Below are 15,482 nucleotides of genomic sequence, written 5' to 3' on the forward strand. Positions count from 1 at the left end.
CCACACCCACACCCCCACCCCCCTCGACTGGCGCCCCTGGTACACCCACCCCACCCCACCCCCCACCACCGACCTCCCCACCTACCCCTTCCAGCGCGACCGCTACTGGCTGCCCCCGGCCCGCCCCGCGGAGGGCGACGACCACCGGGACCCGGCCGAGGCCGAGCTGTGGGACGCGGTCGAGGACCACGACGCCGGGGCGCTGGTACGGCTGCTGGAACCGGACACCGATGCCGGGAGCCCCGGGCCGGCCGAGGCCGCCGAGGCACTCCGGGCCGCCCTGCCGCTGCTGTCCGGCTGGCGCCGCCGGCACCGCGAACGCGTGACCCTGGCGTCCTGGCGCCACCGCGTCCGGTGGACCCGGCTGCCCGACCCCGATCCGCCGGCGCTGAGCGGCAGCTGGCTGCTGCTGGTCCCCGCCGGCCACCAGGACCACCCGGCGGTGCGGACCGCGGTGCGGGCCCTGACCGAGCACGGTGCCGACGCCACGACGTGTCCCGTCGAGCCCGCCGCCGGCCGCCAGGCACTCGCCGAACTGCTGGCCGGAACCCCCTCCGGCACCTCGGCCGGACCGGCGCCCGCGGGGGTGCTCAGCCTGCTCGCCCTCGACGAGAGCCCCCATCCCGACCACCCGGCGGTGCCCGCCGGGTTCGCCGCCACCCTGAGCGCCGTCCAGGCGCTCGGTGACACCGGCCGCCCCGTGCCGCTGTGGTGCCTCACCCAGGGCGCGGTCTCCACCGGGCAGGACGATCCGCTGCCGCATCCCACGCAGGCCCTGAGCTGGGGCCTCGGCCGGGTCGCCGCACTGGAACACGCCCAGTGGTGGGGCGGCCTGGTGGACCTGCCGGCCACCCCCGACCCGCGGACCCCGGCCCGTCTGGCGGCCGTGCTGGCCGGCCGGCCGGGGGCCGCCGGCTCCGAGGACCAGACGGCCATCCGGACCACCGGGGTGCTGGCACGACGCCTCGTCCGCGCCCCGGCCGCCCCGGCCGCCCCGGCCGGGCCGGGCCGGGACTGGCGGCCGCGGGGCACCGTGCTGATCACCGGTGGTACCGGCGGCATCGGCGGACTGCTGGCCCGCTGGGCCGCCGAACAGGGCGCCGCCCACCTGGTCCTCACCAGCCGCCGCGGCGCGGACGCCCCCGGAGCCGCGGAACTCGCCGCCGAACTGCGCGCCCTGGGCGCCGCGGTGACCGTCGCCGCCTGCGACGCGGCCGACCGCGAAGCCCTGCGCGAGGTGGTGGCGGCGATCCCCGCCGAGCACCCGCTGACCACCGTCGTCCACGCCGCGGGCGTCAGCGAGCACGACCTGATCGCCGACGCGGACACCGGCCATCTGCACCGGATCCTCGCGCCGAAGGCGCTCGCCGCCCGGCACCTCCACGAGCTGACCCAGCACCTGGACCTCTCCGCGTTCATCCTGTTCTCCTCGGTCTCCGCGGCGTGGGGCAGCGGGGGACAGGCGGCCTACGCCGCCGCCAACAGCTATCTCGACGCCCTCGCGGAGCACCGCCGCGCCCTCGGACTGCCCGCCACCTCGGTGGCCTGGGGGCTGTGGGGCGAGGTGGGCATGGCCACCACGGCGGAGGACATCGCGTTCTTCCGCCGCCGCGGCATGGCACCCCTCGACCCCCGGCTGGCCGTCACCTGTCTGCGGGAGACGGTCGGTCGGGGGGAAACCACCGCGGTGGTCGCCGCCGTCGACTGGGGGCGCTTCCTGGAGAGCTTCACCGCGATGCGCCCCAGCCCGCTGCTCGCCGAGCTCGCCGAGGCCGCCGGGGCGCGACCGGACGCACCGGGGCCGGTGGCCGAGGAGACGGGCCTGCTGGAGCGGAAGCTGGCCGGCAGCACGCCGGCCGAGCAGCACCACCTCCTGGTCCGGCATGTGCAGACCCAGGCCGCCGGCGTGCTCGGGCACGCCGCCGCCGACGACGTCCCACCCACCAAACCGTTCCAGGAGCTGGGCTTCGACTCGCTCAACGCCGTCCAGCTGCGCGACCGGCTCAACGCCGGCACCGGGCTGCGGCTGCCCACCACGGTGGTGTTCGACCATCCCTCGGCCGAGGAACTCGCCCGCCATCTGCACGGGCTGCTCGTCCACCACACGGCCTCGGGCGAACAGCGGCCGATGTCGGAACTCGACGGCTGGGACGCGGCCCACGCGCCGGAGGCCGTGGACGACGCCGCCCGCTCCCGGATCGCCGCTCGGTTGCGGCTGCTGGCCGACAAGTGGGCCGAGCCGGCCGATGCCGCCGGGTCCCACCAGGAGCTGGCGGGCGCCACGGCGGAGGAGATCTTCGACCTGATCGCCACCGAGTTCGGGAAGTCCTGACCCGGGCCGGACGGCGGGGCCCGAAGGGCACCGGCCGGCGCGCCGCCCCGGATGCCGGGGCGGCGGGGGCAGCGGCGGCGCACCGGCACCGAGGCCGGCCCGTCGGCCGGCGAGGGGTCCTTCCGGAGCCGGCGGCGGGCTGCCGGGGGTGCGACGACCACGGGAACCCACGTACGGGCCGGGGCCGCCGGTGCCGGGACCGGGGTCGCGGCACCCAGCCGGGAGCGGGTTCCGGGCACCACCGTCGACCGTCAGCCGGGCACCTCGCCGACCTGCCGGCCCGGCGCACCGACCGCACGGCCGGCCGCCGGCCGGGTACGGCCATCGCGTCGGCGGGGGCCCGGCCGGGGCGATCACGGTGTTCGGTGGCCGGGGCCGCCCGCCGGGCGGCGCACCGCCGGGTGTCGCGTCCGCGCGCATGGCGGCGGTGCCGAGGAGCCGTGCCCCGAGGCCGTGCGGCGGGCCGGCCGGGAAGTGCCGCCCCGCCAAGCTAAGGCGGGACCCGTACCGGGCCCGGCGCCACCGGGCCGGCGGCGTCCCACGAGGGGGCGCGTCGAGGCGGCGCGGGCGGGCTCAGCGAGGTGTGTACTCGGCCGCCAGCTTCTCCAGCTCCGGGACCACGTCGTTGGGGGAGGGCTGGGCCAGCATCTCCCGCCGGAGCCGCTCGGCCCCGGACCGGAACGACGGATCCTCCAGCAGCCGGACCAGGTCCTCGCGGAACCTCGGCCCGGTCATCTCCTCCGGCGGGATCCACAGCCCGGCCCCGAGTTCCGCCAGCCGGGCACCGCGCACCCGGGCGTCCTGGGCGATGAGGCTGACCATGAGCTGCGGGACGCCGTGCGACGCCGCGCCGCAGAAGGCGGGGACCCCGCCGTGGTGGATCACGGCGGAACACGAGGGGATGACGACGTGCAGCGGCGCGAACTCCACGATCCTCGTGTTCCCGGGGACCCGCTTGAGTTTCCGCTGGAACTTCTCGGAGAGCGTCAGCACCAGCTCGATGTCGAGGTCGGCGACCGAGTCCAGGATCTCCTGGATCTCCCGGACGGAGATGGGGTGGCTTCCGGCCACGCTCCACATGCTCACACCGAAGGTGGCCAGGACCCGGGGCGCGGCCGGCGCGCGGCGGCTCCACTCCGGTATGACGGAGGGCCCGTTGTGCGGGACATAGCGCACGGACACATTCCGCACCTCACTGGTGAGCCGCACCGAATCCGGCATCTGGTCGATCGTGAACTGGCCGGTCAGCAGTTCCTCCGACACATCGAAGCCGTATTTCCCGGCCCATCCGCCCAGCCATTCCGCCACCGGGTCGTCGCGGTCCCCGGGCGCCTGGTGCTCCCGCAGCCCGAGGAACCGGCGGCGCAGCCGGTGTCCCACGTCCATGGCGAGGTGCATCCGAGCGTGCGGCACTCCGACCGCGGCGGCGGCGATGGCACCCGCGTAACTCATCGATTCCCAGACCACCAGATCGGGCTTCCACCATCGGCAGTACGCCACCAGGTCCTCGACCATCGAGTCGTTGGCCGCCTGGTGGATCAGGGTGAAGAGGGTGTAGTACGTCTTGAGGTCCGCCCAGCCGAGCCTCTCGACGGCGGCCTCGTCGTATTCGATCCGGGGCAGCACCATTCCCGTCCGGGCCGCCTGCTGGATTATCCGGTCCCCTTTGTCCTGGAGGGGTTCCGCCGATCCGGCGGCGACCGCCGGCAGGCCGGTGCCGGTGATGACGCCGGTGAGTTCCGGGCTGCTCGCCACGTGCACCTCGTGGCCCGCGGTGCGCAGCGCCCAGGCCATGGGCACGGTGAGATAGAGGTGGGTCCGCCAGGGAAACGTGACGAAAAGGACACGCACGGCCAACCATCTCCTCGTCGATCGCCATGGCAACCAACTCGATCGCCTCGCCCCATGGTGCCGACGCCGCTTAAGCGGATCTTGCCGTTCGGCGCCGTTCCCCTGGTCACCGCATCGTCCGTCAGCCTTATCGGTGTTAGCCGAGCTTTAGGCGGGTGAGTGACGATGCGAGGGAAACGCGACGCCGGTGATATTTGGGCGTCGCCGGAATTATGCGGCCCGGCAGGAATGGAGGGGTGTGGCTGACCTGCTTTCTCGGCGCACGCGCCGTACAGCCACCGGCATATGATGAAGGGTATCATTCTCGCGGGCGGCAACGGAACGCGCCTGCACCCGCTCACCTTGGTGGGATCCAAGCAGCTGGTTCCGGTCTACGACAAGCCCATGATCTATTACCCGCTGTCCGTCCTCATGTTCGCGGACATCCGGGATATCCTCGTCATCACCCGCCCCGCCGAACTCCCGCAATTCCAGAAGCTGCTGGGCGACGGCAGACAACTGGGGCTGAACATCAGCTACGCCTCCCAGGAGAAACCCCGGGGAATCGCCGACGCCTTCCGGGTCGGCGCGGACCACATCAGCGGTGAGGAATGCGCGCTGATCCTGGGCGACAATCTCTTCCACGGCGCGAACCTGCCCTCGCTGCTCCGCAGGAGCGCGCAGCGGCTGCGCGGTTGCGTGCTGTTCGGGCATCAGGTGGCCGACCCGCGCAACTTCGGGGTCGCCGAGGTCGACGAGCGGGGCCGGCTGCTGTCCATCGAGGAGAAACCGGAGCGGCCGCGGTCGAACCTGGCCATTCCCGGCCTCTACTTCTTCGACGGCACGGTCGTCGACACAGCCAAGCGCATGATGCCCTCCGCCCGGGGCGAACTGGAGATCACCGACGTCCTGCGGGCCTATCTGGAGGACGGCACGGCCGACCTGGTATGGCTGGGCCGGGGCGTCACCTGGCTGGACACCGGCACCCACGAGACCCTGCTGGACGCGGGCCGGCTGGTGCGCGACGTCCAGCACCGCCAGGGCACCCGGCTCGGCTGCATCGAGGAGATCGCCATGTACATGGGCTTCATCGGAGCCGACGAGTGCCATGCGCTCGGCGCCGGGATGAGCAACTCGCCCTACGGCCGGTACGTCATGGACAGCGCCCGCTCCTACCGCCAGGGCCAGCCGCCCGCGCGCTTCCTGGAGGAGACGTGAACCTCCTCGTCACCGGCGCCGCGGGGTTCATCGGGTCCACCTATGTGCGCGGACTCCTCGGGCCCGGCGGCGCGGCGGGGGGCGCCGACGTCACGCACGTCACGGTGCTGGACAAACTCACCTACGCCGGGTCCCTGAGCAACCTCGGCCCCGCCGACCCGCGGCTGACCTTCGTGCACGGCGACATCTGCGACGCCGGCCTGGTCGACACCCTGATGGCGGGGGCCCGCCAGGTGGTCCACTTCGCCGCCGAGTCCCATGTGGACCGCTCCATCACCGGCGCCGACCCGTTCGTGCGGACCAACGTCGAGGGCACCCACACGCTCCTGCAGGCGGCGCTCCGGCACCGGGTGGAGCGCTTCGTCCACGTCTCCACCGACGAGGTCTACGGCTCCGTGGAGACCGGCACCAGCCCCGAGGACGCCCCGCTGAGCCCCAACTCACCCTACGCCGCCTCCAAGGCCGCCTCGGACCTGCTCGCCCTGGCCTACCACCGCACCCACGGGCTGGACGTGCGGGTCACCCGGTGCAGCAACAACTACGGCCCCCACCAGTTCCCCGAGAAGATCATCCCGCTGTTCATCACCAACCTGCTGGACGGCGCGGACGTGCCGCTGTACGGCGACGGGCTGAACATCAGGGACTGGCTGCACGTGGAGGACCACTGCCACGGGGTGGAACTGGTGCGCACCCGGGGCCGCCCCGGCGAGATCTACAACATCGGCGGCGGGACGGCGCTGACCAACCGGGAGCTGACCGGCCGCCTGCTGGCCGCCTGCGGCGCCGACTGGAGCCGGGTGCGCCAGGTCGCCGACCGCAAGGGACACGACCGGCGCTACGCGATCCGGGACGACAAGGCCCGGGACGAACTCGGCTACCGGCCGCGGCACGACTTCGCGACCGGACTCGCCCGGACCGTCTCCTGGTACCGGGACAACCGCCCCTGGTGGGAGCCGCTGAAACACTCCGCGGGCCCGGCACACCCGTGAGCCGCGCGGCCCGGCGCCCCGGCCGCGGACCGACCCGAGGAGGCACCATGGACCCATCGGCACCCCCGCTGCGCTGCGGCGTGCTCGGCTGCGCGGACTTCGCCCGGCGCCGCATGCTGCCCGTGCTGGCCGCCGAGCCCGGGATCCGCCTGGCCGCCGTCGCCAGCCGGGACGCGGCCAAGGCGGCGAGCTTCGGCGAGGCGTTCGGCTGCCCGCCCGTCCACGGGTACGAGGCGCTGCTCGCCGACCCGGACATCGACGCGGTCTACCTCCCGCTGCCCCCGATGCTGCACGCCGAATGGATCGAGAAGGCGCTCCGGGCCGGCAAGCACGTCCTCGCCGAGAAGCCGCTGACGGCCGACCCCGCGAGCACCGAACGGCTGCTGCGGCTGGCCGCCTCCCGCGGCCTGGTGCTGCTGGAGAACGTCGCCTTCCCCCACCACGCACAACACGCCGCGGTGACCGCACTGCTGGCCGGCCGGTCCATCGGCGAACTGCGCGACTTCACCGCCACCTTCACCATCCCGCCGCGGCCCGAGGACGACATCCGCTACCAGCCGCGGGTGGGCGGCGGTGCCCTGCTGGACCTCGGCATCTACCCGATCCGCGCCGCCCTGCACTTCCTCGGACCGGACGTGGAGGTGCGCGCCGCCGTGCTGCGCCACCAGGCCCGGACGGGCGCCGTGGTGGCCGGCCGGATCCTGGCCGTCACCCCGGGCGGGGTGACGGCCGACCTCGGCTTCGGGATGGAGCACTCCTACCGGTCCGGCTGCGAGTTCGCCGGCAGCACCGGCCGGCTGCTGCTCGACCGGGTGTTCACCCCGCCGGCGGACCACCGGCCCGTGGCGCGCCTGGAGCGGCAGGACCACCGGGAGGAGATCACGCTGCCCGCCGACGACCAGTACGCCAACCTGGTGCGCCATTTCCTGCACGCGGTGCGCACCGGAGCCGTCGGCACCTCCGCGGAGCAGAGCATGCGGCAGGCCCGGCTGGTCGGCCGGGTGACCGACCTGGCCCTGCGGGTCACGGGCTGAGCCCCCACCCCTCGCCCTCCGAACCCGCGGACATTGCGTTCAGGCAGGCCAGCAGGGTGCGTGCCTGGACGTTGACGTAGTGGCTGTGCCGGGCCAGCGCGGTCAGCTGGCCGTGCGAGACCCAGCGGAAGCCGGGTGGCGGATCCAGCGGGGCCTCGGACTCGTCGGCCTCCACCACCAGGTAGCGGCTGACCGCGTTCAGGAACCGCCCGCCCTCCTCGCTGTGCCGGGCGCGGTAGCGGACGCGGGACGGGTCCGGGTCCTGGACCAGGTCGAGGAACGGGGGGCGCCGGCCGGCCGGCAGATGGGCGTGGTTGCCGGGCGTGCACTGCACCGTCGGGCCCAGTTCGGCGTCCCGGAAGCCGCCTTCCGCCCGGGCGCCGGCCAGCAGGTGCGGCACACCGCCGATGCGGCGCGTCAGGAACCCGACGACGCCTTCCCCGCACGGCTCGAACAGCGGTTGGGTCCAGTGGCCGACCTCGCGGTTGCCCGCCTTCACCGACCGGGCCACCACCTGGAAGTACCGGCCGTCCTCATGGCGGATGGCCGTCTCGTCCCGTACCCAGCCGGGGACCGTGGCCAGCGGCACCCGCTCGGCGCGCACCGGGTGCAGGGCGCGCATGCCGGTGAGCCACGACAGCAGTTCCGTGTCGGGCAGGAGCGCCCTGGGCCGGTGCCTGCCGGGCAGGCCCGCCAGGACGGACCGGGCGTCCATGTTGACGGTGTGGTCCCGGTGCAGCAGCGCGGAGATCTGCCCCAGCGTCAGCCAGCGGAAGTCCTCGTGCGGCGGCACCTCGCCGTCCACCTCGACGATCATGTTCCGGTTGCGTTTGCGGTAGAACCAGGAGCCGTGTTCGGACTGCAGCGCGTCCGACAGCACGGTGCCCCGCCCCGGGTCGGTGAAGTGCTCGAGGTACCGGACGGCCGCCCCCCGGTGCACCTTCGTGTAGTTGCTCCGGGTCGCCTGCACGGTCGGGGACAGCTGCAGCAGGTTCGGGTTACCCGGCTCCATCTTGGCCTGCATCAGGAAGTGCAGCACCCCGTCGAACTCCTTGGCGAGGATGCCGAGGATGCCGATCTCCAGCTGGCAGATGATCGGTTGCTGCCAGGTGGCTCCCGGCACGTCGGCGTCACCGGTCCCCGCCGTGAGCCCCTCGACGGTGAAGAACCGGCCACTGCGGTGCCGGAGATTGCCCGTCCGCTCCTCGAACGACCAGCCGTCCAGTCCGTCGAGCGGAATGCGGTCCACCGCGAACGGCACTTCGTGCCGCCGCCGCTCCAGCCAGGTCAGCACCTCGCCGACGCTCGGCACCAGGCCCCGCACGGCGGCCGCGGACCGGGCGATGCGCTCGGCGAGCCCGGGATCCTCGCGATGGAGCGGCCCCGGGCGCGCGGCGGCCACGCGGCTCACCGGTGCGCCCCGACGAACTCGGTGACGGACGCGATCACATAGTCCAGCATCTCGTCGGTCAGCCCCGGGTAGACACCCACCCAGAACGTGTGGTCGGTGACGACGTCGCTGTTGGCCAGGTCACCGCAGACCCGGTGCGGCGCCTGCGCGTGCGCGGGATGACGGGTCAGGTTGCCGGCGAACAGCCGGCGCGTACCGATCTTCCGGGACTCCAGGAAGTCGACGAGCGCGGCCCGGCTGAACGGGGCCCGCGGGTCCACGGTCAGCACGAAACCGAACCAGCTCGGATCGCTGCGCGGCGTCGCCTCCGGCAGGATCAGCCACGGCAGCCCGTCCAGCCCTTCCCGCAGCCGCCGCCAGTTGCGCCGCCGGGCCGCGCAGAACGCGTCCAGCTTGTCGAGCTGGGTCAGCCCCAGGGCCGCCTGCAGGTCGGTGGACTTCAGGTTGTACCCGATGTGGGAGAAGATGTACTTGTGGTCGTAGCCGGCCGGCAGGGTGCCCATCTGGTACCCGAACCGCTTGCGGCAGGTGTCGCTCTCGCCCGGCTCGCACCAGCAGTCCCGGCCCCAGTCCCGCAGCGACTCCACGATCCGCGCCAGGGCGAGGTTGGAGGTGAGCACGCAGCCGCCCTCCCCGGTCGTCAGATGGTGGGCGGGGTAGAAGCTGACCGTCGCCAGGTCGCCGAACGTCCCCGCCGGCCGACCGTCGTAGGTGGAGCCCACCGCGTCGCAGGTGTCCTCGACCAGGACCAGGTCGTGCTCCTGCGCGAGCCGGGCCGTCTCGGTGGCCTCGAACGGGTTGCCCAGCGTGTGCGCCATGATGATCGCCCGGGTGCGCGGCCCGATCGCCCGGGCCACCCGCTCGGCCGTGGCGTTGTAGGTTCCCAGCTCGATGTCCACGTAGACCGGGACCAGCCCGTTCTGCAGGATCGGGTTGACGGTGGTCGGGAAGCTCGCGGCCACCGTGATCACCTCGTCGCCCGGGCGCAGCCGGCGGTCGCCCAGCTGGTGCGAGGTGAGTGACGAGACCGCCAGCAGGTTCGCCGACGAACCGGAGTTCGTCAGGTGCGCCTTGCGGTGCTTCATCCGGCGGGCGAACGCCGTCTCGAACTGCCGCGAGAGCTTTCCCGCGGCGATCCGCATCTCCAGCGCGGCCCGCACCAGCGCCACCCGGTCGTCCTCGTCCAGCACCGCGCCGGAAGGCCAGATCTCGGTGACCCCGGGGATGAAACCGCGCCCCTCCTGGCCGTCCTGGTGGTACTTGCGCACCTCGTCGAGGATGCGCGCGACCCGTTCGCTCATCTGCTGTCCTTCCCATGGCTGTTCAGGGGCGCGCCGGGGGTGGCGGCACGCGGCGCCGGGCACGGCACGCCCGCGGCCGTGAGCAGGTCGCGCAGTGACTCCCGCAGGGTGCGGCGCGGCGCCCAGCCCAGCAGGCTCCGGGCCCGTCCGATGTCCAGCCGCTGCCAGGCCGCGTCGGACCGGGCCCGGTGCCGCGCCGGGTCCTCGACCACCCGCACCGGGAGCGCGCTGAGGGAGATCATCAGGTCGACCAGGTCGCGCACCGGCACCGCCCGGCCGCTGCCGACGTTGACGACACCACCGGTGACGGCCCCGGCCGGGGCCGCGGCCGCCGCGAGCACCGCGTCGGCGACGTCCCGGACGTCGACCAGGTCGCGGTGGCTGCGCAGCGGCGCGAGCCGCAGCTCACCTGCTCCGGCCGCGAGGCGCTCGGCCACGGCCCCGGCGAGGCTGGTCACCGGGGCGCCCGGACCGCAGGCGACGGCGACGCGCAGCACCGTGCCGTCCACGTCCGACTCGGCGGCGGCCCGCAGGACGGCCCGCGAGCCGCTCAGCTTGGTGCGGCCGTAGACGGTGGTGGGGGTGGTCGGCCAGTCCTCGCCGACCGAGGTGCCCGGCTCGGCCGGGGCGTACTCGTAGGCGCTGCCGAGGTGGATCAGCCGCGGCCGGTCCGGCAGCCCGGCGACGGCCCGCACCAGGCGGTCCACCAGCGCGGAGTTGAGCGCGGTCATCTCCGGCTCGCCACCGGCCCAGACCGCGCCCGAGGCGTTCACCAGCACCCGCGCCCGTGTGTCGGCGCAGAGCCGGGCCAGTTCGGCGGGGCCGGCCGCGGACAGGTCCAGACGCACCGAGGCGCAGCCGTCGCCGTCCGCGCCCCGGGCCCCGCCGCGCGAGACCCGCACCACGTGCGCGCCCGCCGCGGCGAACGCCGAGCAGATGTGCCGCCCCAGGTAGCCGGAGCCACCCAGGACCAGGACCGGAGTGCCGGTCAGTGGTTCGCCGTCGCGGTGCGGGGGTACCGGGGCGGCCATGGTTCCCTCCCGGGACGGTGGGGCCTACGGACGGTCCGCGCCGGTCCTGGTGTAGACGGCCTGCCAGAAGTAGCTCCACGGCACCCCGCGCGTGTCGGCGGCGCAGGTCCACCCGGCGCCCGGCCGGTAGGCCTCCAGGAAGGCCGGCACGGCGGCCGCCACGGCCTGGCTGTCGTGGATGTCGAGCACCTGCCGCAGCGGCCCGTTGGCCAGGGCCAGCCGCACCGCCTCCTCGCCCTTGGTGTGGCCGTCCATGGCCTTGTCCCGGTACTTGCCCACCGGGTTCTTCACGAAGAACGCGCCGCACCTCTCGTCGATCAGCCGCAGGTAGGCCGTGACGGTGTCGGGGGTCATCTCGGTGAAGGAGTGCACGTTGACGCACAGGTCGAAGCGGTCCTGGCCCAGCGCGGTGCCGATGTCGTCCACCTGCACGAACTTCAGCCGGGCGAACTGCTTGTCGTCCAGGACGGCGCGCAGGTACGCCCGGCTCAGCGACAGGGTGTTCTTCAGGTCGATGATGCAGTAGGACGCGATGTCGTAGTTGGACAGCATCGCGTGGCAGGTGCGGCCGTAGCCCGCGCCGATCTCCAGGATCCGGGCGCCGTCGAGGTTCACCTCCCGCTCGATGAAGCCCAGTTCGAGCGCCGCCTGGAGGTAGTCCAGGCACACCGTCCGCCCCTCGTGGCGCACCGTGACCGGATCCCCGACGTCCCGGTTGTGGATCTTCCCGATCCTCGCCCAGTCCTCGTCGCCCAGCCGGGTGGCCAGTTCGTAGACGAGGGCCCTGAGGTACCTGACCCCGTTGGTGGTGGGGTCCCACAGCGCGAGATTGAAATTCCGCCGGTCCGACTTGAAGCCGGTCAGGTCGGCGGCCGCCTCCTCGGTGACCCAGAGTTCGCTGATGCGCTCCCACTGCCGACTGGCCTGAAAGCTCTTCGCCATCCCGCCCTCCTACTCCGCTGGTGACGGTCACGTCACCGCGGAACGAGTCTCTCCGTCCCGTCTTAGGGCGGACTAACACCTCCGCGCCGCTCGCCGGCCGGGCGGCGGCACACGGTCCTGCGCCACCTGGGACGGCGTGCGCGGACGGGGAGCGCCGAGCGCCCGCCCGGCACGGCCGAGGGTGGCCGGCCGGGCGCCGGGCACGGACGCCACCCGCACGCGGCGGGCGCCGGACGGCCGCGAGGGAGCCCGGCCGTCCGGGGCGGCGCGCCCGGCGGGCGGCCCGGTGGCCCGGCCCAGGCCCCGAGCCACCGCCGCCGGCGGCCCGCCCGGCACACGGCCGTCCGGCACCGGGGGACGCCGTGTGCCGGACGGCCCGAACCGGAGGTGTCCGGCGGGAAGGCCCCACGGCCGCGAAGGCCCGGTGTGCGGGCCCCGGGACGGGTCAGGAGTCCCCGAACTCCCGGTCGATCAGGGCGAACATCTCCGCCGCGGACGCCGATTCGAGGTCGTCCCCGCCCGTCTCCGCACCGGGCCCGGGCGCGTCGCCCCCGTCGGCGTACCGCCACAGCAGCAGCCGCAGCCGGTGGGTCAGCCCGGAACGCCGCGGATCGTCCGGGTCGAGCGCCGCGAGCGCGGCTTCGACCTCGTCGAGGTGCGCCGCCGCCGGGTCCGCCGCCGGCCCGGCCGGCAGCACCTCCGACACCAGATGGGCGGCGAGCGCGCTCGGCGACGGGTAGTCGAACACCAGCGTGGGGGACAGCCGCAGGCCGGTGGCGTCCCGCAGCCGGTTGCGGAACGCGACGGCGGTCAGGGAGTCGAAACCCAGCTCGCTGAACGGCTGATCGGGGTCGACCGACTCCGCCGTCGGGTGGTGCAGCGCGCTCGCCACCTGGGCGCGAACGAGCGCCAGCAGGGTGCCGGTGCGCGCCCCGGGCTCCTGGGCCGCCAGCCGTTCCCGCAGCGCCGCGAGGCTCCCGGACGGCCCGGCGCCGGGCGCGTCCGGCGCGGCGCGCCCCGCCCGCCGGGCCGCCGGGATCTCGTCGAAGAGCCGGCCGGCCCGCCCCAGGGTGAACAGCGGGAGGAAGCGGTCCCAGTCCACGTCCGCGAAGACCGCGTCGTCCGGTTCGTGGCCGGCCTGATCGAGGACGCGCCGCAGCGCGGTCAGCGCCAACGCCGGGGGTAGCGCGGGCAGACCGTGCCGCTCGGAGCGCTCGACCGCAGCCCGCTCCGCCATGTCGTCCCACACGCCCCACGCGACCCGCACGACGCGGCCGCCTGCCGCCTCGCGGCGCCGCGCCACCGCATCCAGGTACGCGTCGGCCGCGGCTCTGGCACCGTGCCCGCCGGCGCCCCAGACCGCGACGACGGACCCGAAGACCACCACGGGATCGTCGGGCTCCAGGCCGCACCGCTCCGCGAGCCGGTCGACGCCGTCCACCGCCGCCGCCACCGCCCCGGCCAGCCGGTCCGGGGTGAGTTCGGCCAGCGGGGCCCGGTCACCCGGCGCCCCGGTGTGGATGACCGTGCGGACCCGCAACCCCGCGGCCGCGAGCCGGCCGGCCAGGGCGGACCCGTCGGCCGGCCCGCCGTCCACCACCGACGCCTCCGCACCCAGCCCGGCCAGCTCGGTCACCAACTCGGCGGCCCCGGGCGAGCCCTGGCCACCCGCCGCCAGCAGCACCACGCGCTTGGTCCCGCCCATGGCGAGCCACCGCGCCACATGCGCCGCGGCCCCGGTGACGCCACCGGTGACCAGGACGTCCTCCCGTGGCATCCACTCCGGCGCCGGCTCGTGCGCCACCGGCGGAACCGGCAGCAGCCGGCGTCCGAACGCCGCCCGCGACCGCAGCGCCACCTGGTCCTCGCCGTCCTGCCGCGTCAGTGTGGCGCACAGCAGGCCGGGCGCGAGATCCTCGACCTCCGCGGGCAGGTCGACCAGACCACCCCACACCGCCGGATGCTCCAGCGCGGCCACCCGCCCGAGCCCCCACACCTGCGCCTGCGCGGGCGCCTGCGGGCGTTCGTCGTCGGCGACGGCCACCGCGCCCCGGGTGGCGCACCACAGCGGGACGTGGAGCTCCGCGTCCAGCAGCGCGCGCAGCAACACGAAGGTGCCGGTCACTCCGCCGGTCACACAGGGAAACGCCTCGTGCGGGCGCTCGTCGAGCGACAGCAGGGACAGCACGCCCGCCGGGGCCGGCTCCTCGGCACCCAGCGCCCGCAGCGCCGCGGTGGGCCCGTCGGGGTCCCGCCGCGCGTCGACCACCAGCCGCCGTACGCCGAAGCCACCCGCCACCAGGTCCCGCTCACAGGCGTCGGCCCAGGCCGTGGCGGCGCCCTCCGGCGGCTCGACCAGCAGCCAGGGACCGGCCGGGGCCGCCGGGCCGGGCCCGGGCAGCGGACGCCAGCCGACCCGGTAGCGCCATGAGTCCACGGTGGCCCGTTCGTTGCGGTCCCGGTGCCAGCGAGACAGCTCCGGCAGCACCGCACCCAGTGACGAGCGCCGCACGTCCTCCTCGGTGATGCCCAGGGTCCGGGAGAGCGCCGGGAGGTCCTGCGCGTCGACCGCGCCCCAGAAGCGCACCTCCTCCTCGTCCGCCTCCCGCGGCGGTACGTCCGTCAGCTCGTCCGGCAGCCAGTACCGGTCGCGTTGGAAGGGGTAGGTGGGGAGGTCGGTGGTGGGGGGTGGGGGTGTGGGGTACCAGTGGGTCCAGGTGATGTCGAGGCCGGTGGTGTGGGCATGGGCGAGGGCGTGGGCGAGGTCGGTGGGGGTGCCGTGGTCGCGGCGGAGGGTGTGGATGACGGTGGCGGTGTGGCCGGGGTGGTGGTTGGTGTGGCTGTTGGTGTTGCCCGGGTGGTTGGTGTGGTCGGTGTGGGTGGGCTGGTTGGTGTGGTCGATGGTGTCTTGGATGCCGGGGGTGAGGACGGGGTGGGGGCTGATTTCGATGAAGTGGCGGTGGCCTTGGGTCAGGAGGGTGGTGAGGGTTTCGGTGAAGAGGACGGGTTGGCGGAGGTTGGTGTACCAGTAGTCGGCGTCGAGGGGGGTGGTGGGGCGTTGGGTGGTGACGGTGGAGTGGAAGGGGATGGTGGGTGTGGTGGGGGTGAGGTCGGCGAGTCGGGTCTGGAGGGTGTCGTGGATGCGGTCGACGTGGGGGCCGTGGGAGGCGTAGTCGACGTCGATGGTGCGGGTGCGTGCGCCGCGTTCCCGGGCGGCGGTCAGCACGGTGGTCAGGTGGGTGGGAGTGCCGGAGATGACGGTGGTGGTGGGGCCGTTGTGGGCGGCGACGGACACGTCACCGGCCCGTTCGCCGAGGTCGGTCAGGAGGGTGTGGGTGTCTTGGGGGGAGAGGGTGAGGGAGGCCATGGTGCCGTGGCCGGTGAGGGTGCGCAG

Annotated in this window: 10 protein-coding genes; 4 read left to right on the forward strand and 6 right to left on the reverse strand. The window is 74.3% G+C overall.

The genetic code is table 11. The features are described 5' to 3' along the window. Positions 1 to 2,332: beta-ketoacyl reductase (locus ACH4B3_RS33945; protein ID WP_398469592.1), on the forward strand; the 2,332-nt coding region annotated here is incomplete at its 5' end. Positions 2,333 to 2,905: 573 nt separating this feature from the next. Here the strand turns inward: ACH4B3_RS33945 and ACH4B3_RS33950 are convergent. Continuing rightward, complete coding sequence (locus ACH4B3_RS33950; protein WP_398469594.1) at positions 2,906 to 4,183, reverse strand: activator-dependent family glycosyltransferase; 1,278 nt, start codon at positions 4,181 to 4,183, stop codon at positions 2,906 to 2,908. Between the two features lie 288 nt (positions 4,184 to 4,471). On the opposite strand from ACH4B3_RS33950, the gene rfbA reads away from it, so the two are divergent. From rfbA to ACH4B3_RS33965, 3 genes are read left to right on the forward strand one after another with little or no spacing between them, the layout of a single operon-like run. Next, positions 4,472 to 5,380 carry a glucose-1-phosphate thymidylyltransferase RfbA gene (rfbA, locus tag ACH4B3_RS33955; protein ID WP_398469609.1) on the forward strand — a complete coding sequence of 303 codons (909 nt, stop codon included), beginning with the start codon at positions 4,472 to 4,474 and terminating at the stop codon, positions 5,378 to 5,380. Further along, complete coding sequence (rfbB, locus tag ACH4B3_RS33960) at positions 5,377 to 6,369, forward strand: dTDP-glucose 4,6-dehydratase (protein WP_398469596.1); 993 nt, start codon at positions 5,377 to 5,379, stop codon at positions 6,367 to 6,369. The genes rfbA and rfbB overlap by 4 nt, the downstream gene beginning before the upstream one ends. Before the next feature lie 47 nt (positions 6,370 to 6,416). After that, a complete protein-coding gene (locus ACH4B3_RS33965) occupies positions 6,417 to 7,403 on the forward strand; it encodes a Gfo/Idh/MocA family protein (protein ID WP_398469597.1) in 987 nt (328 codons plus the stop codon). Here the strand turns inward: ACH4B3_RS33965 and ACH4B3_RS33970 are convergent. The 5 genes from ACH4B3_RS33970 to ACH4B3_RS33990 form a co-directional block, all read right to left on the reverse strand. Beyond that, positions 7,393 to 8,805: an NDP-hexose 2,3-dehydratase family protein gene (locus ACH4B3_RS33970; protein ID WP_398469599.1), complete on the reverse strand. Its 1,413-nt coding sequence runs from the start codon at positions 8,803 to 8,805 to the stop codon at positions 7,393 to 7,395. The genes ACH4B3_RS33965 and ACH4B3_RS33970 overlap by 11 nt on opposite strands. Before the next feature lie 5 nt (positions 8,806 to 8,810). Further along, the gene (gene rfbH / locus ACH4B3_RS33975) at positions 8,811 to 10,115 is read right to left on the reverse strand and encodes a lipopolysaccharide biosynthesis protein RfbH (RefSeq protein ID WP_398469601.1); all 1,305 of its coding nucleotides are present in this window, start codon (positions 10,113 to 10,115) and stop codon (positions 8,811 to 8,813) included. Continuing rightward, positions 10,112 to 11,146: an NAD-dependent epimerase/dehydratase family protein gene (locus ACH4B3_RS33980; RefSeq protein WP_398469603.1), complete on the reverse strand. Its 1,035-nt coding sequence runs from the start codon at positions 11,144 to 11,146 to the stop codon at positions 10,112 to 10,114. The genes rfbH and ACH4B3_RS33980 overlap by 4 nt, the downstream gene beginning before the upstream one ends. A gap of 24 nt (positions 11,147 to 11,170) precedes the next feature. Further along, the gene (locus tag ACH4B3_RS33985) at positions 11,171 to 12,088 is read right to left on the reverse strand and encodes a putative sugar O-methyltransferase (RefSeq protein ID WP_398469605.1); all 918 of its coding nucleotides are present in this window, start codon (positions 12,086 to 12,088) and stop codon (positions 11,171 to 11,173) included. A gap of 445 nt (positions 12,089 to 12,533) precedes the next feature. Next, positions 12,534 to 15,482, reverse strand: a 2,949-nt coding sequence (locus tag ACH4B3_RS33990) for an acyltransferase domain-containing protein (protein ID WP_398469607.1), incomplete at its 5' end; no start/stop codon positions are given.

Source organism: Streptomyces sp. NPDC018031, from assembly GCF_044327625.1.
Lineage (GTDB): Bacteria > Actinomycetota > Actinomycetes > Streptomycetales > Streptomycetaceae > Streptomyces.

What these genes read in the sequence shown, in the direction of transcription:
- ACH4B3_RS33980 (WP_398469603.1), bottom strand. Translation starts at nt 11,146, where the DNA reads ATGGCCGCCCCGGTACCCCCGCACCGCGACGGCGAACCACTGACCGGC.
- ACH4B3_RS33985 (WP_398469605.1), bottom strand. Translation starts at nt 12,088, where the DNA reads ATGGCGAAGAGCTTTCAGGCCAGTCGGCAGTGGGAGCGCATCAGCGAA.
- rfbH (WP_398469601.1), bottom strand. Translation starts at nt 10,115, where the DNA reads ATGAGCGAACGGGTCGCGCGCATCCTCGACGAGGTGCGCAAGTACCAC.
- ACH4B3_RS33965 (WP_398469597.1), top strand. Translation starts at nt 6,417, where the DNA reads ATGGACCCATCGGCACCCCCGCTGCGCTGCGGCGTGCTCGGCTGCGCG.
- rfbA (WP_398469609.1), top strand. Translation starts at nt 4,472, where the DNA reads ATGAAGGGTATCATTCTCGCGGGCGGCAACGGAACGCGCCTGCACCCG.